Genomic DNA, 17,887 nt, shown 5'->3' with positions numbered 1-17,887 from the left:
CTGCCGCCGCAATCCCATCCCTCCCCTTTACGGGGAGGGTGGCCCGCGCAGCGGGCCGGGTGGGGTCCGAGGGCGCCCCTCCCACCGAAACGCCAACGCAATGTCTGGCGCGTAGCGTGATCCACGGCCGGGCTACAATGCGCCGTCCCGCGCGAGGCAACAGGAGCAACGCCATGTCCAACAACGACTGGAAAAACACGCTGCCGTTCAAGCGCCATTGGGCGGTTTACCTCCTCTTCAAAATCCTCGTTCTCGCCGGCGCCGCCTTCGCCGCCTGGCAGATCTTGCGCAGCTTCGAGGTCGTGTAATGGCGCAGCCCGGTCTTCGGCCATATCTCGCAAGCGACGCGGCGGCGCTCGCCGCGCTCTTTCGCGCGAGCATTGAGGCGCTCGCGGCTGAGGATTACGACGCGGATCAGCGCGAGGCCTGGGCCTCGGCGGCGGATGACGAAGCCGCTTTCGCCGCCCGACTCGCCGGCGCCCTCACCATTGTCGCGCTGGCCGACGGCGAGATCGCGGGCTTCGCCTCGCTCAAGGACAATAAGCTCCTCGACATGCTCTATGTGCGCCCGGATTTCGCGGGGCAGGGCGTGGGCGCCGCGCTTGCGGACGCGATCGAGAAGCTCGCCGGCGCGCGGGGGACCAAGACGCTCACCGTCGAAGCCTCCGATACGGCGCGCGATTTCTTTGCCGCGCGCGGATACGTCGCGCAGAGCCGCAATACGGTGACGATCGCCGGCGAATGGCTCGGCAACACCACCATGACCAAGCAACTGGCGGCCCCGCCGGCCGCTGGGGGAACGCATTGATGACCAGGGAACGCGTGACGCTTTACGACACCACGCTGCGCGACGGCGCGCAGACGACGGGGGTCGATTTCTCGCTCGACGACAAGCGGCAGATCGCCGCCATGCTCGACGATCTCGGGATCGACTATGTCGAAGGCGGCTATCCGGGAGCCAACCCGCTCGACACGGAATTCTTCGCGCAGCGGCCGAAGCTGCGGGCGCGCTTCTGCGCCTTCGGCATGACGCGCCGGCAAGGCCGTTCGGTGGAGAACGATCCGGGCGTCGCGGCGCTCTTGGGCAGCTCGGCGGACACAGTGACCTTCGTCGCCAAAAGCTGGGACTATCAGGTCAAGGTCGCCTTACGCTCCACGGAAGAGGACAATCTCGCCGCGATTACGCAGTCCGTAAAAGCGGCCGGCGCGCGGGAGAAGGAAGCGGCCGTCGATTGCGAGCATTTCTTCGACGGCTTCAAGGATAATCCGCAATATGCGCTCGCCTGCGCCGTGGCCGCTTACGAGGCCGGCGCGCGCTGGGTGGTGCTGTGCGACACCAATGGCGGCACGCTGCCGCATGAGGTCGAGCGCATCATCGCGGAGGTCGCCAAGGTCATTCCGGGCGATCATATCGGCGTGCATTGCCACGACGACACGGGGCAAGCGGTGGCGAACTCATTGGCCGCCCTGCGCGCCGGCGCGCGGCAGATTCAAGGCACGCTCAACGGGCTCGGCGAGCGCTGCGGCAACGCCAATCTCACGACTATCATCCCGACGCTGCTGCTCAAGGATGAATACGCCGCGCGCTTCGAGATAAGCGTCACGCGCGAGAAGCTGTCACATCTCACGCGCATCAGCCATGCGCTCGACGAGCTGCTCAATCGCGCCCCGAATCGCCACGCGCCATATGTGGGCGCCAGCGCCTTTGCGACCAAGGCCGGCATTCACGCCTCCGCCGTGCTGACCGATCCACGCACCTATGAGCATGTGGCGCCGGAAACCGTCGGCAATCAGCGCCGCGTGCTGGTCTCCGACCAGGCCGGACGGTCCAATATCATTTCCGAGCTGACGCGCCTCGGCGTGACGCTGGACAAGGATGATCCGCGCCTGACGCGCCTGCTCGACGAGGTGAAGGAGAAAGAGTCGCAGGGCTACGCCTATGAGGGCGCCGACGCCTCCTTCTTCCTGCTCGCCAAGCGCGTGCTCGGCGACGCCCCGCATTATTTCGACATCGAGCGCTATAGCGTCGCGGTGGACCGCCGCTTCGCGCGCAATGGCTTTGAGGACAAGGGCGCCGAGGCGATCGTCAAGATCAATGTTCACGGCGAGACGCGCATCTCGGCGGCTGAGGGCAACGGCCCGGTCAATGCGCTCGACGTCGCGCTGCGAAAGGATCTCGGCGCCTATCAGAAATTCGTCGACGACGTCCGGCTTGTCGATTACCGCGTGCGCGTCTTCCAGGGCGGCACGGACGCGGTGACGCGCGTGCTGGTGGAATGCGCGGACGGGGAGGGGAATCGTTGGTCGACGGTGGGCGTCTCGGCCAATGTGATAGACGCCTCTTTCGAAGCGATTGTCGACGCGATCAACTACAAGCTGCTGGTGTCGGGCGCGCGGTGACGCGCTGGCGCGCCATGCGCCGAGAGTGGGGCGGACAGGGCGGAAAAAGCTTTCCGCCCCGTTCGAGCGTGCGTCAGTGGCGTGTTTCGCTGATCGCCAATTTGGCGAGTTCGTCCTTGATTTGCAGCTTCTTGCGTTTCAGCTCGATGATTTTGGCTTTGTCGGCATTGCGGTGAAGCTGCTCTCTCTCGATTTCCTTCTTGAGCGCCTCGTGGCGACGTTGGAGTTCGACGATATGGCCTTGTAAGGACATGCGAAACCTCCTTTGTGACTTTCCCCTCGCGAGGGGCGCACGGCCAAGCATGCCACATTGGGCGAGGCCCGCAAGATAAGAATTGTTGCGGCGTCATAAATCTTTCGTCCCCGCGACATCTGGCCTCAATAAATTATTAACGGCCGCTCCCGCCAAGCCGCCGCCGGGCGGATTTTGCGCTGTCGCGGGACCAGGAAATTTTTCTGCACAAAGGCGCTTGCGCGTCGCCGCGTCCGCCACTATACACACGCCACCCGAGCCGCCGCCATGGCGGAACCCCGGAAGGGGGCGCGTAGCTCAGCGGGAGAGCACTACGTTGACATCGTAGGGGTCACAGGTTCAATCCCTGTCGCGCCCACCATTCAAATCCAAGTAATGCTGCAATGCCGCTGACCGAGCGGGGACTTTCGAATTCACGGCGATGCGGCCCTGCTACAGCCGCCGCGTCTCCACATGAAACTCGATTTTCATCGCGCCGCCGCTGTCGAAGCGAAGCGAGCCGTCGATCGTCTGCCCGAGCTTCAACGACGATTTCAGATCGAGCAGCATGAGATGGTAACCGCGCGTTTGAAAGTCGATCGACGTTCCGGCGGGAATTTCCACGCCCTCAGAGACAGGCCGCATTTTCATGATCCCGTCTGCAACGCCCGTTTCATGCAGCTCGGTATGGTCCGATACGGCAATATCAACGCCGATGATTCTGACCGTCTCCGTCCCTCGATTACGAACCGTCATATAGCAGGCGCCCGTGGTGACGCCCTTTGGAGACGCCGCACACCACGGATGCTCGATCTCGATGTCGAGAGGGACAGTCGCGCCCGCGGCGGCCCCGAGCGCGCCGAGACCGCAACAAAGAATGCTTCCTGCAACAGGCGCAACGATGGAGTAGCGTCGTCTCGAGGGGGCATTGCTCGTCGTGTTCATGGCCGACCGCTGGGCAACATCGGCGCCAAAACGCGCGCCAGCCGCCTCGCGTTCGGAACCGGCGATATTCGTTGGGATCGCGGGGCGCTCGCTGAGTGCATGCAGTAAAATGCGGGTCGCGGTTATGAATAGTGTTGATACATATGCGGCCGCCTCAGTCCAATTCACGAACAGTGAACTATTCGTCGGGCGCGTCGGCATCTTTCTGCAGCGAAAGCGACGACTCCAAAGCGGAGAGAAACTGTTCATTTATTGAACGCGACGTCCTGTCGCAGGATTATTTGCGCAACGACGATTGACGCAACAGCTCCACGATTCCTATCGTCAAGCTGGTTTTTCCGTTCGCGGTTCTCGGTATCGATGTAGGCGCTTCGACGCTTTGCCGTCTCGCCTTCTTTCGTATGTTCCGAGCGCGGGCTTTCGACCCATTTCAACGCATTGGTGAATGTTCGTGCTCATTCGACCGCGCTCGACCGTCCTGATCGATCCGGCAACCGACGCCAGCGAGATTCTCGCCGAAGCGTCGACAAGACGGCGTGAGATGAGAAGGACGGCCTGCAAGCGCGTTCTGGCGCTCGCGCTCGCTTACGCCGCGTTCGAGAGCCTGTCCGCTATCCTCGCCATCAGGCCGGATGCAAAGATCATCGGCGTTTTTTCCATACTCGGCCTCTCCTGGGCCTGCTCGTCGCTGTTTGCGAAGCGGCGCTTCACGGAGCGGGTGACCATCGAGCGAAACATCGTCTGCGTTTCGCACTATGTCGACGATGAACTCGTCGGTCGGCGCAGAGTGAAGGCGATCGGAGTCGTTCGGCACGTCGACGACGCCGGCGACTGCCAGCGTGTCGAGGTCGAAGGCGTTGCGCGACGACTCGAAATCGCGCGCGATGTCTTGCCGGCCGAACGCGAAGCGATCGCCGAGCGGCTGGCGGCTGCGCTGCGCGAGGCCGGCGTCGAGGCGCCGGTGCGAACCGTCCGCAAAACGCCGTTCTGCGCGGCGTCGGCGGCGTCCGCCGCGCCATCAGGGCGCGGAGCCGAAGACGCGCCGGCGAAACGAAAACAGAGCCCCTGGATCGCCTGCGCCGCCGCATCGGCGTTGATGGTTCTTCCAATGCTGCAGGCGACGCCGCGGCCCCGCGACGCGATCGCGGCGCCGGGCAAGACCGCGCCGGCGTTTCGTCTGACGTCCTCCAAGGGCGAAACAGTCGATGATCGCACGATGCTCGGACGCCCCTACGCCATATTCTTCGGTTTCACGAAATGTCCTGAAGCCTGCCCAACAACGCTGCTCGAGCTGACGACGGTCGTGAAAGAGGCGGGGACGGATACGTCCGATTTCGAAATTCTCTTCGTCAGCCTCGACGCCGAACGAGACACGCCCGACGTCCTCTCGGATTTTGTCGGGTCCTTCGGCGGGCGCGTTACTGGATTGAGGGGATCGACGGACGAAGTTGCGCGAGCGGCGCAGGCGTTTCGAGTCTACCACCGCAAGGTTCCTCTCAAAGGCGGCGGCTATACCATCGACCACACGACGCTCGTCTATCTTGTCGACCATCGCGGCCAGCTCGTCGATACGCTCTCCTTCATGGAGCAAGCCGATATCGCCTCCAAGAGGTTGAAAGCCTTCCTCCTCGAGGCGGCCGCGCATGGCGCCGGTCGAAGCGGGCGACGCAAGTCGCGCATACACGCCCGGGCAGGCGCGGCGGTGAAGCCAGCGCGCCGCTCTCGCTGGACGCCAGCGCGACAACCTGCCGCATTGCATGCGACAAGCGGTCGCTGGACCCTGTATCGCTGCTACAGCGCGTCTCGATCCGACACGCGGGGTGAGTGATCTTGAAAGCGTCAGGCCGGTCATATCGGAGCGTCGAACGAGCGGCCATGGCCCGTGCGGTCGTCGCCCGCGCGGCCGTGAGCGCGGCGGTCGCGATACTCTTGCTGTTGCAAGCGGCGTCGATCGGCTTCGCCGCTGGCGCGACCGCCAATGGCGCCGCGGGCCTGCTGTTCGGAACAATCTGCCAAAACGCCGACGCGGCGAATAGGGACTCCTCCGGGCCGATCGAGCAGCAACATGTCGGTCCCTGCTGCGTTCTGCATTGCAGCTCTTTCATAGAGGCCGACGCGGGCCGCGCTCCCGTCGAAATCCTGCCTCTGGAAAGTGTTTCCGCTTCTCCGGCGTGCGACCACCAGATCGACGCCGTCATCGTCGCGCCAGAGCTGCGCGCCCTCTGTCCTCGCGCGCCCCCGCCGCGCGGCGTCTGATCCCCTCAACAGTCATCTTCAACTGACGGGCGGCTTTGTTCGATTGAACAGGCAACCCAAGGGATTCATTCGCACGCGCCGATCGTCGATCGTGCGCGGGACAAGAGGAATTTGATCATGAGCATCTCGACCTATCGCGCCGTGAGCATTGGCGCGCTCGCCGGCGTCGCCGCTTTTCTCGCGGAGGGACCTGCCGCCCACTATGGCGCGCAGCTCTTTCCCATCCTGATCGGCTGGGCCGGCTACTACCACTTCGGCGGAAAGATCGAGGGCGTGAAGAAAGCGCTTCTTCATCTTCTGGCGGGCGTCGTTCTCGCGGGCGTCGCCCTCGCTCTTATCTCGCGCCTCCCCTATGGCGCGACTCTGGGCGCTCCGGCGTGGACGGCGATCGCCGTGGCGATCACGCTGGCCATCCTCGTCTTCGCGTCGCGACTGTCGGCGCTGAGCGACTTCGCCGTCGCGATCCTCGGCTATGCGACGCTTTTCTCGCTCGTGGGCGTCTCGGACCGCGGCGAGCGCATCATCGCGCTGTCGCAGGACAATCCGCTCGCCATCGCTGTTCTGTCGCTCCTGGCGGGCGTGATATTCGCGCTCTTGTCGGATTATCTGACGGAAGCGCTGCAAAGATATGTCCCGCTTCGCGGACGCCGGCCGCAATCGGCCACGAGCGCCTGATCCACGGACCGACGCCTCTCACTCGACCAGAAGCGCTCGCCATTTCTGAAAGAAATGGCGAGCGAAAGCCGTCACCGCGCGGCATGCCCCCGCGCGCCACGACGACATTCATCATCGGGAGGATCGCCGTTGAGCGACTTCATAGTGAGACAGCCCTGCCTCGAACGCGAGGGGACTTTCGCCGGCGCGCTGTGTTCCGCCGAAGCGACAGGCCTCTATGGGGTGGACCGCCCGGGCGTCGCCTGGGATTGGATGAAGCAGACGGGACAAGCCCCTTGCGGCGTCGACTGGGTGCGGCCGCTGGTGGCGGACGCCTGGATGCGCTGCGTCGAAGACCACGCGCTGCCGACCGGCTTGGATTTTCCGCCGCGCCAACGCCAAAGCGACGGCTTCGTCCCCGAGATCGACGCGACGTCCCGCGCCGCCAGCGGCGCCGTTGCGTCGCATCTCTCGGCGATGATCTACGACCTCGGCTCGTTGCTCGACGACGCGGACGTCACGCTCCTGCTGGCCGACGCGGCCGGCCGCGTGATCCATCTGCTCGACTCCGGTCGCCGGATTTGGGCGGGCGGCATGCAGATGGCGCGCATCGGCGCGGATTGGCGTGAAGCGAGTCTCGGCGCCAATGGCGTGGGGACGGCGGCGCTGCTGCGCGAGCCTGTCGCTTTTGCTGGCAAGGAGCATTTCAACGCCGCGCTGCATCGCTGCGCGACGGCCGGATGTCCCATTTCCGGGCCGGACGGCGGAATCGTCGCGATCGTCGGCGTGATCTGTGATCGCCCCGACGCCGCCAGATTGCTGCTCGGGTTCTTGAAGGTCGCGCGCCGCCTCCTCGAAGCTTCGCTTTTCGAACGCATGTCTTGCGACGGCTTTTTGCTGCGGCTGCGTTGCGGCGACGAGGCCGGTGGCGGCCCGTTGAGCGCCGGGCGCTTGTTCATCGCCCAAAACGGCCGCGTGTGCGGCGCCGATCGAGACGCGCTGGACATTCTCGGCGCGGGCGACGGGGTGGCGATATTGGGGAAAGATGCGGCGGCGACGATCGGCGTCGATCTGCCGGCGCTGAACGCCGCCAGCGACGCCGCGGACATCGTTACGCTCGTCGCGCGCGCCGGCGGACGCTCTGTCGCGGCGGAAGTCCATCGCACGGCGAAACGCAGGAGCGCGCCGACGGTTTCGTCGGGCGCCTCGCCCGCCGGCGAGGGCGCGCCCCGCCATCCTGCGAACGCCTTCGACGGCGCGTGGAGCGATAGCGTGCTCGACTCGGCGCTGCGCAAAGCGACGGGACTGCAGGAGCGCAATATTTCCATCCTGATCACGGGGGAATCTGGCGTCGGAAAGGATCACCTCGTACGGCGGCTGCACGCATCCGGACCTCGCAAGGATCGCCCGCTCGTTGCGATCAACTGCGCGGCTATCCCCCGCGAGCTCATCGAAAGCGAGTTGTTCGGCTATGAGGGCGGCAGCTTCACCGGCGCGCGCTCGAAGGGCAAAGCGGGGAAATTCGTCGAAGCGGACAAGGGCATTCTGTTCCTCGATGAAATCGGCGACATGGCGCTCGATCTGCAAGCGACGCTGCTGCGCGTGCTCGATTCGAGCGAGGTCACGCCGATCGGCTCGAGCAAGCCCATTCGCGTCGACGTGCGCGTCGTCGCTGCGACCAATCGCAGCCTTCAGGAGATGGTGCAAAAAGGCGCGTTCCGCCGTGACCTCTATTACCGATTGAACGGCGTGCAGCTTCGATTGCCGTCGCTACGCGAGCGTCCGGATCGATTGCGACTGCTCGCGCATCTGTTCCGGCTGGAGCAGGAGGCGCTCGGCGTCACAGAGACGATGTGTTTCGAAGACGAAGTGTGGCGCATTTTCGACCGACACCCCTGGCCCGGAAACATCCGCGAGGCGCGCAACGTGCTGAGATCGTCGATCGCCGTCGCGAGAGGAAAACTCATCGCGATCGACGATCTCCCCGTCGATTTCCTGCAGGAGCTGAACGCCGATTGCCCCGGCGCCGCCGAGGCGTGCCAGAGCGCCTCACGAGACGCGCAATGTGCGCAACAGGGCGATGAAACCTCCTTCGATCTCGCGGACTGGGAGGCGAGGGCGGTGCGCTTCGCGCTTGCGTCGAGCAACGGCAACATCGCCAAGGCGGCCCGCAATCTCGGCATCACCCGCGCGACGCTCTACCACAAAATGGCGCGCTTCGGCCTGCGTAGCGACAAGCGGATCGTTTCGAAGAGGTGACGCATGGACCCCGACGACCGCGCGTTTCTGGAAGAGATGGCGCGCACGCTCGACGCATCGATGCGCGAGCTCGAGCAAGAGGCAGAACGTCTGACGGCGGTCATCGGCGATGATCGCGTCGCCGAGCTCGCGGCCTATCTGCGCAAGGAGTTCGAGCCCGTCGATCTCGAAGAGATGCGGCGCGGTCTCGATTATGACGACCGACGGCTGTTGTCGATCTGGATACGCCTCGAACGAAATCGCAGCCATCGCGTCGCGGCTGGACGTCGAACGATGATCCTCGAGGCCGGGCGCGACGACATCGACATCACATCTTTCGACAAGTCGAAAAAGAAGTGAGGAAACGTCGCGCCGTCACTTCCGGCGCGCGACAATTGGAGAAAAAATCGTGGCGAGACATATTGGTTTTGGCGATCCCGTACGCATGAAATTGCTCGACGGCGTAAATACTCTTGCGGACGCGGTGGGCGTCACGCTCGGCCCGCGCGGCCGTAACGTCGTCATCGAGCATCGAGCCGCGGGCCTGCCGCCGGTCGCGACGAAGGACGGCGTGACGGTCGCGCAGGCGATCGAATTATCAGGCAGGACGGAGAGCGTCGGCGTGTCGCTCGTGCGGCAGATGGCGACGACGGTGGCGAAAGAGGCGGGCGACGGCACGACCACCTCCGTCGTGCTGACGCGGCGCATCGCCGTCGAGACGCGAAAGGCGCTCGCCGCCGGATTCAATCCGCGTGATCTCGCGATCGGCATGGAGCGCGCCGCGCGCGCCGTCGACTCAGAGCTCACGCGACGCGCACGGCCCTGCGTCGACGTGCGGTCGCTCGCACATGTCGCGACGCTCGCGGCGGCGGGCGAGGAATCGATCGGCGCGATCGTCGCCGAGGCGCTCGGGCAGGCCGGCGAAGGCGGACTCGTGGACGTCGAGTTGGGGAGCGCGCTCCAAGACGAGATCGAGGCGGTCGAAGGCATGCGATGGGCGCAGGGTTATCGCTCGCCCTATTTCATGACCGACAGCACGCGCAAGCTCGCCGAGCTCGAAGACGCTTATGTCCTCGTCTATGATCGCGTGATAAATGATTTCGCCGAACTCCTGCCAGCGCTCGAGTTGGTGCGCCGGCGCAAGGGCAGCCTGCTCGTCGTCGCGGAAAACATTGCCGAAGAGGCGCTCCCGGGCCTGCTGCTCAATCATATTCGCAAGAACCTCTGCTCCATCGCGGTCAAAGGTCCGGGCTACGGCGACAATCGTTACGAATATCTGCTCGATCTTGCCGCTTTGACGGGCGGGCGAGCGATCATGGAGGCGTTCGGCGAAGAACTCTCCAGCGTCACGATGGAGCATCTGGGCCGCGCGCGGCGTGTCGTTGTCAGCGAGGACGAAACAGTCGTGATCGGCGCCGGAGGAGACCCGGCTTTGATTGCCGACCGTCTCGCCTCCGCGCGACGGCAAGCGGACCGGATTACCGGCGGCGACGCATCCAAAGGCTCGCCTAGCGGGAAGCGACACGACCTGGAGAATTTACACGCCAGAATCCAGGCGCTCACCGGCAAGGTCGTCACGATCAAAGCCGGCGGCTTCTCTGATATTCTCATCAAGGAGCGGATGCAGCGGATCGAGAATGCGTTGAACTCGGCGCGCGCGGCGCGCGACGAAGGCGTCGTCGCTGGGGGTGGCGTCGCGCTGTATCGCGCCCGCGCGGCGCTCGCCAATCTTCAAGGCGACACTCTCGATGAGAGCCACGGCATCGCCATCATACGCGAAGCGCTCGACGAGCCCATACGCCGTATCGCCGGCAACGCCGGCGTCGACGTCAATGAATTGCTGTTCGAACTCAAACGAACCGATGACGACTTCTGGGGAATGGACATGCGCAGCGGCGCCTATGGCGACCTTTATGCTGCGGGCGTGATCGATCCTGCGCGCGTCTCACGTCTCGCGCTCCGCAACGCCATCGCAACGGCGTCATCCTTGATGACAGTCGAATGCGCGGTCACGCATGTCTCCCCAAGTGATCCGACGTTCGGCTTCGATCCGCATCTCGCGGCGCAGACGAGAGAAGATCCGCGGTCCTGACATCCACAGTCGCAAAAGCGCAGGTTTTGCTTTTGGATCCGATCCAATCGAGCGGATCCTCGTGTCTCAGGTAAGCGGCGCGCCTGGCTCCTCCGCAATGTTTGTTGCGGGGCTGCAGCCATGCGCGCCGCTTTTTTTGCGCATTCATTTGACGACGATAGAGCCTCGACGAAATGCGTCCGCAGATCGTGCGTATGGTTCCTTTACACATGTATCGCTGATCATCTTTCTGCATCGACGCCGTCGCTCATGAAACATTTCGACCTCATCTCGAATCCTTTGCAATAGCTTCGATTCATGAATCTCGCGACGAGTGGCATGCGCCTTGCCAAACAAGTCAGGTCGCCGCTTGCAGAAGAAACGCAGCGGTGACGTCGAAAGGTTTCCTTATTCGAAATTTGTAAGCGAGGCGCCCGAGCCGAAATTGCGGGGCGTCACGAAAAGCAAAGCCCACGAAGCTGGAAACGATAAGTCAGGTAGGAGGAACAAGCATGGCGATCAGTCTCGCAACCAAGGCGGCGACCGACGCTCTGAAAGTCAACCGCGCTCCGGTCGGCGTCGAGCCGCAGGAGGTGCACAAGTGGCTGCAGAGCTTCAATTGGGACTTCAAAGAAAACCGCACCAAATACGCCACCAAATATCATATGGCGAACCAGACCAAGGAGCAGTTCAAGGTCATCGCCAAGGAATACGCCCGCATGGAGGCGGCCAAGGACGAGCGCCAGTTCGGCACTCTGCTTGACGGCCTTACGCGTCTCGGCGCCGGCAACAAAGTGCATCCGCGCTGGGGCGAGACCATGAAAGTGATCTCGAACTTCCTCGAGGTCGGCGAGTATAACGCCATCGCCGCTTCGGCCATGCTGTGGGACTCCGCCACCGCCGCCGAGCAGAAGAACGGCTATCTCGCTCAGGTGCTCGACGAAATTCGTCACACGCATCAGTGCGCTTTCATCAATCACTATTATTCCAAGCACTATCACGATCCCGCCGGCCACAATGACGCCCGTCGCACTCGTGCGATCGGCCCGCTGTGGAAGGGCATGAAGCGCGTCTTCGCCGACGGCTTCATCTCCGGCGACGCCGTGGAGTGCTCGGTCAATCTACAGTTGGTCGGCGAAGCCTGCTTCACCAATCCGCTGATTGTCGCCGTCACCGAATGGGCTTCGGCCAATGGCGACGAGATCACGCCGACCGTGTTCCTGTCGGTGGAGACCGACGAGCTGCGCCATATGGCGAATGGCTATCAGACGGTGGTGTCGATCGCCAATGATCCGGCGGCGGCGAAGTTCCTCAACACCGATCTGAACAACGCCTTCTGGACGCAGCAGAAATATTTCACGCCGGCCCTCGGCTATCTGTTCGAGTATGGCTCCAAGTTCAAGGTCGAGCCGTGGGTGAAGACCTGGAACCGCTGGGTCTACGAGGATTGGGGTGGAATCTGGATCGGTCGTCTCGGCAAATATGGCGTGGAGAGCCCCCGCTCGCTGCGCGACGCCAAGACGGACGCCTATTGGGCCCATCACGATCTCGCCCTCGCGGCCTATGCGCTGTGGCCGCTCGGCTTCGCGCGTCTGGCTCTGCCGGACGAGGAGGACCAGGAGTGGTTCGAGGCGAACTATCCGGGTTGGGCCGATCATTACGGCAAGATCTACAACGAGTGGAAGAAGCTCGGCTACGAGGATCCCAAGAGCGGATTCATCCCCTACGCCTGGCTGCTGCAGAACGGTCACGATGTTTACATCGACCGCGTCTCGCAGGTGCCGTTCATCCCGTCTCTCGCCAAGGGCTCCGGCTCGCTGCGCGTGCACGAGTTCAACGGCAAGAAGCATTCGCTCACGGATGAGTGGGGTGAGCGCATGTGGCTGTCGGAGCCGGAGCGCTACGAGTGCCACAATCTCTTCGAGCAATATGAGGGACGCGAATTGTCCGAGGTGATCGCCGAGGGCCATGGCGTTCGCTCCGACGGCAAGACGCTGATCGCCCAGCCTCACGTGCGCGGCGACAACCTCTGGACGCTCGAGGACATCAAGCGCGCGGGCTGCGTCTTCCCCGATCCGCTCGCGAAATTCAACTGATCTCCGGTCGGCGGCGCAGGCTGTCGAAAGAACAAGAATTCCCGGCGCGTCTCGCACGCGCCGGGATCTTGGCGGGCGATGTGCGCCCGCCCACTGTGAAGCACGAACAAATCCTTAGTGGAGGACATCTAAAATGTCACAGCCTCAAAGCTCTCAAGTTACGAAGCGAGGTCTCACTGATCCGGAACGCGCTGCGATCATCGCCGCGGCTGTTCCGGATCACGCGCTGGATACGCAGCGCAAATATCATTATTTCATCCAGCCGCGCTGGAAGCGCCTGTCGGAATATGAGCAACTGTCCTGCTACGCGCAGCCCAACCCCGACTGGATCGCCGGCGGCCTCGATTGGGGCGATTGGACTCAGAAATTCCACGGCGGCCGTCCGTCCTGGGGCAATGAGAGCACCGAGCTGCGCACGACCGACTGGTATCGCCATCGCGATCCGGCCCGTCGCTGGCACGCGCCTTATGTGAAGGACAAATCGGAAGAGGCGCGCTACACGCAGCGCTTTCTCGCCGCCTATTCTTCCGAGGGCTCGATCCGCACCATCGACGCCTATTGGCGCGATGAAATCCTCAACAAATATTATGGCGCGCTGCTGTACAACGAATATGGCCTGTTCAACGCCCATTCGTCGGTCGGCCGCGACTGTCTGTCGGACACGATTCGTCAGTCGGCGACCTTCGCCGGTCTCGACAAGGTCGACAATGCGCAGATGATCCAGATGGAGCGTTTGTTCATCGCCAAGCTCGTGCCGGGCTTCGACGCGTCGACCGACGTTCCGAAGAAGATCTGGACCACCGATCCGATCTACGCCGGCGCGCGCAGCGCGGTGGAAGAGATCTGGCAGGGCATTCAGGATTGGAACGAGATCCTCTGGGCGGGTCACGCCGTCTATGACGCGACCTTCGGCCAGTTCGCCCGCCGCGAGTTCTTCCAGCGTCTGGCGACGGTCTATGGCGACACGCTCACGCCCTTCTTCACGGCGCAATCGCAGACCTATTTCCAGACCACGCGCGGCGCGATCGAAGATCTCTTCGTCTACTGCCTCGCCAATGACCCCGAATTCGGCGCGCACAACCGCACCTTCCTCAACGCCTGGACCGAGCATTATCTCGCGCGTTCGGTCAATGCGCTGAAGGATTTCGTCGGCATCTACGCCAAGGTCGAGAAAGTCGCGGGCGCGACCGATCGCGCTGGCGTCTCGGAAGCGCTCCAGCGCGTTTTCGGCGATTGGAAGGTCGATTACGCCGACAAGATCGGGTTCAAGATCGACGTCGACCAGAAGGTCGACGCCGTTCTCTCCGGCTACAAGAATTGAGAAGGACGCTCATATGTCTAGCGCACATAACGCTTATAACGCCGGCATCATGCAGAAAACCGGCAAGGCCTTCGCGGATGAATTTTTCGCCGAGGAGAACCAAGTCGTCCACGAGTCCAACGCGGTCGTTCTCGTTCTGATGAAGAGCGACGAAATCGACGCGATTATCGAGGACATCGTGCTCAAGGGCGGCAAAGCGAAGAATCCGTCGATCGTCGTCGAGGACAAGGCGGGCTTCTGGTGGATCAAGGCCGATGGCGCGATCGAGATCGACGCCGCCGAAGCCTCCGACCTGCTCGGCAAGCCGTTCTCGGTCTACGACCTTCTCGTGAATGTGTCGTCGACCGTCGGTCGCGCCTATACGCTCGGCACGAAATTCACCATCACCTCGGAACTCATGGGCCTCGATCGCGCCCTGACCGACATCTGATCGGTCCGACGACAAGGAATGCCACAATGGCGAAAAGAGAACCGATCCACGACAATTCCACTCGCGCAGAGTGGGAAGGCAAGATCAAAAAGCTGAACAGCGTAGACCAGGCGACGAAGTTCATTCAGGACTTCCGCGTCAGTTACAGCTCGCCGTTCCGCAAGAGCTACGACCTCGATGTCGATTATCAATATATCGAACGCAAGATCGAGGAGCGTTTGTCGGTGCTCAAGACCGAGAAGCTCCCTGTAGCGGATCTCATCACCAAGGCGACGACCGGAGAGGACGCCGCCGCGGTGGAGGCCGCATGGATCGCCAAGATGCAAGCGGCCAAGAGCAAATATGAGGCGGAGCGCATTCACATCGAGTTCCGCCAGCTCTACAAGCCGCCGGTTCTGCCAGTGAATGTGTTCCTACGCACCGATGCGGCGCTCGGCACCATTCTGATGGAGCTGCGCAACACGGATTATTACGCAACGCCGCTCGAGGGCTTGCGCAAGGAGCGCGGCGTCAAGGTCCTGCATCTGCAGGCGTGACGACTTTATCCGCTTCGTAAAGATAGAGCGTTCGGGCGGTCGTCCGCCCGAACGCCCCCTCTAGAGAGGAGGAAACGCCATGACGCTTTCGGCGGAACATGCGACGGCCGAGCAAGGGATTCTGATTCACGCGGATTCACGCTACGCCGCCTATACGATGGACCTCGATTATATGTGGCGCTGGGAAATCCTGCGCGATGGCGAGTTTATCCAGGAAGGATGCTCGCTGTCGCAGGATTCGGCGCGCGAGGCGGTCGCTCATGTGTTGAGCTACTTCCGACGGCAGGACGATGCCGCCGCAACGCCCGGCGACAACAGCATAGAGATCAGACGGCTATTGCGCGCGATCGGCACGCCGGAGCCGATCAACGACAAAAACGACACGACGAAAAACGAACTGGCGCAGCCAGAGTAGCATAGGGCGGGAGACGTATGTATCAGATCGTCATTGAGACAGAGGATGGAGAAACCTGTTCATTCGAATGCGGACCGAGCGAGGACGTCATCTCTGCGGGCCTTCGTCAGAGCGTGATTCTTCTCGCGTCCTGCCGGGCCGGCGGCTGCGCGACCTGCAAGGCCGATTGCACGGACGGCGATTACGAGCTCATCGACGTCAAGGTCCAGGCGCTGCCGCCGGACGAGGAGGAGGACGGGAAGGTTCTGCTGTGCCGCACCTTTCCGCGCAGCGATCTCCACATCGTTGTGCCTTACACCTATGATCGCATCTCCTTCCAGGCGATCCAGACGAATTGGCTTGCCGAGATCGCCGAGTGCGACAGGGTGTCGTCGAATGTCGTGCGGCTGGTTCTGCAGCCGCTGACGGCCGATGGCGCGGCGCCCATTTCGCTGAACTTCCTGCCGGGACAATTCGTCGACATCGAAATTCCCGGCACACATACGCGCCGCTCTTATTCGATGGCCTCGGTCGCCGAGGACGGTCGCCTGGAGTTTTTCATTCGTCTGCTGCCGGATGGCGCCTTCTCCAACTATCTGCGCTCGCAGGCGCACGTCGGCCAACGCGTCGCGCTGCGGGGGCCGGCGGGCTCCTTCTCGCTGCACAAGAGCGAGCGGCCGCGCTTTTTCGTCGCCGGCGGAACCGGATTATCGCCGGTCCTGTCGATGATCCGGCAGTTGCACAAGGAAAGCGATCCACAGCCCGCGACTTTGTTCTTCGGCGTGACCAATTATGAAGAGCTTTTCTATGTCGATGAGCTCAAGGCGCTGCAGCATTCGATGCCGAGCCTCGACGTGCAGATTGCTGTCGTGAATGTTTCCGAGGGCAATGGCGTCGCCAAGGGCACGGTGATCGATTTGCTGCAGGACGAGCTCGGCAGGCGCGCGGAGAAACCGGACATCTATCTCTGCGGCCCGCCGGGAATGATCGATGCGGCGTTCGCGGCCGCTTCTTCGGCCGGCGTTCCCAAGGAGCAAGTGTATCTCGAGAAATTCCTGGCGAGCGGCTGATCGGCTCTCTCGGCAAAGAATTCCTGTCCGGCTGGCGCTTGCCGGGCAGGGCTCCCCAACTACTGCCCGGGCTACGTCCTGGGCAGGCTTTTTATTCTGAGCTTCCACGTTCTTTCGCCGCCAACCCATTTACAGCCGACGGACGGGCGTCACGCATGGATGCAACGCCTTCGGCTGGGCATCTTTAATTTCCCTTCCGGCCATATTCCCCGCTACAGCCTTGCACGTAAGCCGTGTCTTTGGCTGTGTCGCTATCTGCCTAGCTAGCCAATCCATCTCGTGCGGCGGCAGGCGAAGGCGTCATTTAGCTTCCCCGTTCATCCGGCCGCCTTCAAGCTGAGCCACTCCGGCAGGCTTATCCGTTGACAACGCTAGAGGCCGACCTAGCTAGCCATCTCACCGCTATGGCGGCCTTTGTCGATGTCCGGATCGACCTCGAACATGCAGCTCGAAACGCAGACCCAGAATGACCGAGCCGTCCTCATCGTGAAGGAGGAGCGTCTGGACGCGCACAATTCGAGCGAGCTCAAGGAACGCATTTTAAGGACTCTCGAAGAAGGCGGGCGCCGCCTGGTGGTCGATCTGGCGGACGTGAAATTCATCGACAGCTCCGGACTAGGCGCATTGCTGTCCGGCTACAAAAACGCAAGTCAGCGCTCTGGGACATTCGTGCTCTCTGGCCTACAGCCCCGCGTGCGCTCGATGTTCGAGCTGACGCGGCTCAACCGCGTCTTTGAGATCTACCCGCGCCTGCAGGAGGCGATCAGCAGCCAAGGCGTCAGCTAGCGATGCAGGCATGTCCAAGACAAGCATGAGCGTCGACATCGTCGTGCCGAACCAGACCCGCTATCTGCGTGTGATCGGCAATATCGCCGAGCAGATCGCAAAAGAGCTCGAGACGGATGCGGTCGACCAGGACATGCTCGCCTATCACCTCAATCTCGTTCTCACCGAAGCCGTCGCCAATGCGATGGAATATGCCGATGAGAGGCGCGCGGATCATACCGTGAAAATCTGTCTTTCGATCGAGGAGAACGATCTGCGTATCCGGGTTTACGACCATGGTCAGGGTTTCGACATCAGCGCCGTGCCGATGCCGGATATCGATGAACTCCAGGAACGGGGGCGGGGCATATTCCTCATTCGCAATCTGATGGACTCGGTCACCTATCAGAAGAGCGAAAGCGGGAATGTTCTCGAAATGCACAAGAGCTTGAAGTAACGCGCGCCGGCGGCAGCGGGAG

Annotated in this window: 19 protein-coding genes and 1 tRNA gene; 18 read left to right on the top strand and 2 right to left on the bottom strand. The window is 62.7% G+C overall.

The features are described 5' to 3' along the window. Nucleotides 1-173 precede the first annotated feature (173 nt). From QNA11_RS07005 to cimA, 3 genes are read left to right on the top strand one after another with little or no spacing between them, the layout of a single operon-like run. Nucleotides 174-308, top strand: coding sequence for a hypothetical protein (locus QNA11_RS07005; RefSeq protein WP_281931657.1), 135 nt, complete (start codon nucleotides 174-176; stop codon nucleotides 306-308). Further along, the gene (locus tag QNA11_RS07000; RefSeq protein WP_283482457.1) at nucleotides 308-808 is read left to right on the top strand and encodes a GNAT family N-acetyltransferase; all 501 of its coding nucleotides are present in this window, start codon (nucleotides 308-310) and stop codon (nucleotides 806-808) included. Before QNA11_RS07005 ends, QNA11_RS07000 begins: the two co-directional genes overlap by 1 nt. After that, complete coding sequence (gene cimA / locus QNA11_RS06995; protein WP_283482456.1) at nucleotides 808-2,400, top strand: citramalate synthase; 1,593 nt, start codon at nucleotides 808-810, stop codon at nucleotides 2,398-2,400. Before QNA11_RS07000 ends, cimA begins: the two co-directional genes overlap by 1 nt. A gap of 73 nt (nucleotides 2,401-2,473) precedes the next feature. On the opposite strand, the gene QNA11_RS06990 is transcribed toward cimA, so the two are convergent. Further along, entirely contained in the window at nucleotides 2,474-2,653 is a 180-nt protein-coding gene (locus tag QNA11_RS06990) for a YdcH family protein (protein WP_202072706.1), read from the bottom strand. A 286-nt stretch (nucleotides 2,654-2,939) separates the two neighbouring features. Between QNA11_RS06990 and QNA11_RS06985 the strand changes: the two genes are divergently transcribed. Continuing rightward, nucleotides 2,940-3,014 (top strand) — tRNA-Val (locus QNA11_RS06985). A 71-nt stretch (nucleotides 3,015-3,085) separates the two neighbouring features. On the opposite strand, the gene QNA11_RS06980 is transcribed toward QNA11_RS06985, so the two are convergent. After that, nucleotides 3,086-3,577: a copper chaperone PCu(A)C gene (locus tag QNA11_RS06980; RefSeq protein WP_283482455.1), complete on the bottom strand. Its 492-nt coding sequence runs from the start codon at nucleotides 3,575-3,577 to the stop codon at nucleotides 3,086-3,088. A gap of 445 nt (nucleotides 3,578-4,022) precedes the next feature. On the opposite strand from QNA11_RS06980, the gene QNA11_RS06975 reads away from it, so the two are divergent. The 14 genes from QNA11_RS06975 to QNA11_RS06910 all read left to right on the top strand — a co-directional run bounded on the left by QNA11_RS06975 (nucleotide 4,023) and on the right by QNA11_RS06910 (nucleotide 17,865). Then, nucleotides 4,023-5,405: an SCO family protein gene (locus tag QNA11_RS06975; RefSeq protein ID WP_283482454.1), complete on the top strand. Its 1,383-nt coding sequence runs from the start codon at nucleotides 4,023-4,025 to the stop codon at nucleotides 5,403-5,405. 47 nt (nucleotides 5,406-5,452) lie between these two features. Continuing rightward, nucleotides 5,453-5,833, top strand: a complete 381-nt coding sequence (locus QNA11_RS06970; protein ID WP_283482453.1) for a hypothetical protein — start codon at nucleotides 5,453-5,455, stop codon at nucleotides 5,831-5,833. A gap of 117 nt (nucleotides 5,834-5,950) precedes the next feature. Next, the gene (locus tag QNA11_RS06965) at nucleotides 5,951-6,508 is read left to right on the top strand and encodes a DUF1097 domain-containing protein (RefSeq protein ID WP_283482452.1); all 558 of its coding nucleotides are present in this window, start codon (nucleotides 5,951-5,953) and stop codon (nucleotides 6,506-6,508) included. 129 nt (nucleotides 6,509-6,637) lie between these two features. Further along, nucleotides 6,638-8,746, top strand: coding sequence for a sigma-54-dependent Fis family transcriptional regulator (locus tag QNA11_RS06960; RefSeq protein WP_283482451.1), 2,109 nt, complete (start codon nucleotides 6,638-6,640; stop codon nucleotides 8,744-8,746). Between the two features lie 3 nt (nucleotides 8,747-8,749). Next, a complete protein-coding gene (locus QNA11_RS06955) occupies nucleotides 8,750-9,085 on the top strand; it encodes a hypothetical protein (RefSeq protein ID WP_283482450.1) in 336 nt (111 codons plus the stop codon). A gap of 49 nt (nucleotides 9,086-9,134) precedes the next feature. Beyond that, nucleotides 9,135-10,817: an Hsp60 family chaperonin gene (locus QNA11_RS06950; RefSeq protein WP_283482449.1), complete on the top strand. Its 1,683-nt coding sequence runs from the start codon at nucleotides 9,135-9,137 to the stop codon at nucleotides 10,815-10,817. A gap of 491 nt (nucleotides 10,818-11,308) precedes the next feature. Continuing rightward, nucleotides 11,309-12,892, top strand: a complete 1,584-nt coding sequence (gene mmoX / locus QNA11_RS06945) for an aromatic/alkene monooxygenase hydroxylase subunit alpha (protein ID WP_202072714.1) — start codon at nucleotides 11,309-11,311, stop codon at nucleotides 12,890-12,892. A gap of 133 nt (nucleotides 12,893-13,025) precedes the next feature. Further along, nucleotides 13,026-14,213, top strand: coding sequence for an aromatic/alkene monooxygenase hydroxylase subunit beta (gene mmoY, locus QNA11_RS06940; RefSeq protein WP_283482448.1), 1,188 nt, complete (start codon nucleotides 13,026-13,028; stop codon nucleotides 14,211-14,213). Nucleotides 14,214-14,226: 13 nt separating this feature from the next. Continuing rightward, a complete protein-coding gene (gene mmoB, locus QNA11_RS06935) occupies nucleotides 14,227-14,643 on the top strand; it encodes a methane monooxygenase regulator MmoB (protein ID WP_202072716.1) in 417 nt (138 codons plus the stop codon). Between the two features lie 26 nt (nucleotides 14,644-14,669). Then, the gene (gene mmoZ, locus QNA11_RS06930) at nucleotides 14,670-15,179 is read left to right on the top strand and encodes an aromatic/alkene monooxygenase hydroxylase subunit gamma (protein WP_202072717.1); all 510 of its coding nucleotides are present in this window, start codon (nucleotides 14,670-14,672) and stop codon (nucleotides 15,177-15,179) included. Nucleotides 15,180-15,258: 79 nt separating this feature from the next. Beyond that, a complete protein-coding gene (mmoD, locus tag QNA11_RS06925; RefSeq protein WP_283482447.1) occupies nucleotides 15,259-15,594 on the top strand; it encodes a soluble methane monooxygenase-binding protein MmoD in 336 nt (111 codons plus the stop codon). A gap of 17 nt (nucleotides 15,595-15,611) precedes the next feature. Continuing rightward, the gene (gene mmoC / locus QNA11_RS06920) at nucleotides 15,612-16,643 is read left to right on the top strand and encodes an aromatic/alkene monooxygenase hydroxylase FAD-binding subunit MmoC (RefSeq protein ID WP_283482446.1); all 1,032 of its coding nucleotides are present in this window, start codon (nucleotides 15,612-15,614) and stop codon (nucleotides 16,641-16,643) included. 420 nt (nucleotides 16,644-17,063) lie between these two features. Then, a complete protein-coding gene (locus tag QNA11_RS06915) occupies nucleotides 17,064-17,429 on the top strand; it encodes an STAS domain-containing protein (protein WP_246744822.1) in 366 nt (121 codons plus the stop codon). 10 nt (nucleotides 17,430-17,439) lie between these two features. Next, entirely contained in the window at nucleotides 17,440-17,865 is a 426-nt protein-coding gene (locus QNA11_RS06910) for an ATP-binding protein (protein WP_202072720.1), read from the top strand. Nucleotides 17,866-17,887: the final 22 nt, after the last annotated feature.

The sequence above is a fragment of the Methylocystis sp. JR02 genome, assembly GCF_030063565.1.
GTDB classification, from domain to species: domain Bacteria; phylum Pseudomonadota; class Alphaproteobacteria; order Rhizobiales; family Beijerinckiaceae; genus Methylocystis; species Methylocystis iwaonis.
The sequence above is the reverse complement of the archived record's forward strand: the minus strand, read 5'-3'. Positions and strand labels throughout refer to the sequence as shown.

What these genes read in the sequence shown, in the direction of transcription:
- QNA11_RS07000 (WP_283482457.1), top strand. Translation starts at nt 308, where the DNA reads ATGGCGCAGCCCGGTCTTCGGCCATATCTCGCAAGCGACGCGGCGGCG.
- QNA11_RS07005 (WP_281931657.1), top strand. Translation starts at nt 174, where the DNA reads ATGTCCAACAACGACTGGAAAAACACGCTGCCGTTCAAGCGCCATTGG.
- cimA (WP_283482456.1), top strand. Translation starts at nt 808, where the DNA reads ATGACCAGGGAACGCGTGACGCTTTACGACACCACGCTGCGCGACGGC.
- mmoC (WP_283482446.1), top strand. Translation starts at nt 15,612, where the DNA reads ATGTATCAGATCGTCATTGAGACAGAGGATGGAGAAACCTGTTCATTC.
- QNA11_RS06975 (WP_283482454.1), top strand. Translation starts at nt 4,023, where the DNA reads ATGTTCGTGCTCATTCGACCGCGCTCGACCGTCCTGATCGATCCGGCA.
- QNA11_RS06990 (WP_202072706.1), bottom strand. Translation starts at nt 2,653, where the DNA reads ATGTCCTTACAAGGCCATATCGTCGAACTCCAACGTCGCCACGAGGCG.
- mmoB (WP_202072716.1), top strand. Translation starts at nt 14,227, where the DNA reads ATGTCTAGCGCACATAACGCTTATAACGCCGGCATCATGCAGAAAACC.
- QNA11_RS06910 (WP_202072720.1), top strand. Translation starts at nt 17,440, where the DNA reads ATGTCCAAGACAAGCATGAGCGTCGACATCGTCGTGCCGAACCAGACC.
- QNA11_RS06970 (WP_283482453.1), top strand. Translation starts at nt 5,453, where the DNA reads ATGGCCCGTGCGGTCGTCGCCCGCGCGGCCGTGAGCGCGGCGGTCGCG.
- mmoD (WP_283482447.1), top strand. Translation starts at nt 15,259, where the DNA reads ATGACGCTTTCGGCGGAACATGCGACGGCCGAGCAAGGGATTCTGATT.
- QNA11_RS06915 (WP_246744822.1), top strand. Translation starts at nt 17,064, where the DNA reads ATGTCCGGATCGACCTCGAACATGCAGCTCGAAACGCAGACCCAGAAT.
- mmoZ (WP_202072717.1), top strand. Translation starts at nt 14,670, where the DNA reads ATGGCGAAAAGAGAACCGATCCACGACAATTCCACTCGCGCAGAGTGG.
- mmoY (WP_283482448.1), top strand. Translation starts at nt 13,026, where the DNA reads ATGTCACAGCCTCAAAGCTCTCAAGTTACGAAGCGAGGTCTCACTGAT.
- QNA11_RS06965 (WP_283482452.1), top strand. Translation starts at nt 5,951, where the DNA reads ATGAGCATCTCGACCTATCGCGCCGTGAGCATTGGCGCGCTCGCCGGC.
- QNA11_RS06955 (WP_283482450.1), top strand. Translation starts at nt 8,750, where the DNA reads ATGGACCCCGACGACCGCGCGTTTCTGGAAGAGATGGCGCGCACGCTC.
- QNA11_RS06980 (WP_283482455.1), bottom strand. Translation starts at nt 3,577, where the DNA reads ATGAACACGACGAGCAATGCCCCCTCGAGACGACGCTACTCCATCGTT.
- mmoX (WP_202072714.1), top strand. Translation starts at nt 11,309, where the DNA reads ATGGCGATCAGTCTCGCAACCAAGGCGGCGACCGACGCTCTGAAAGTC.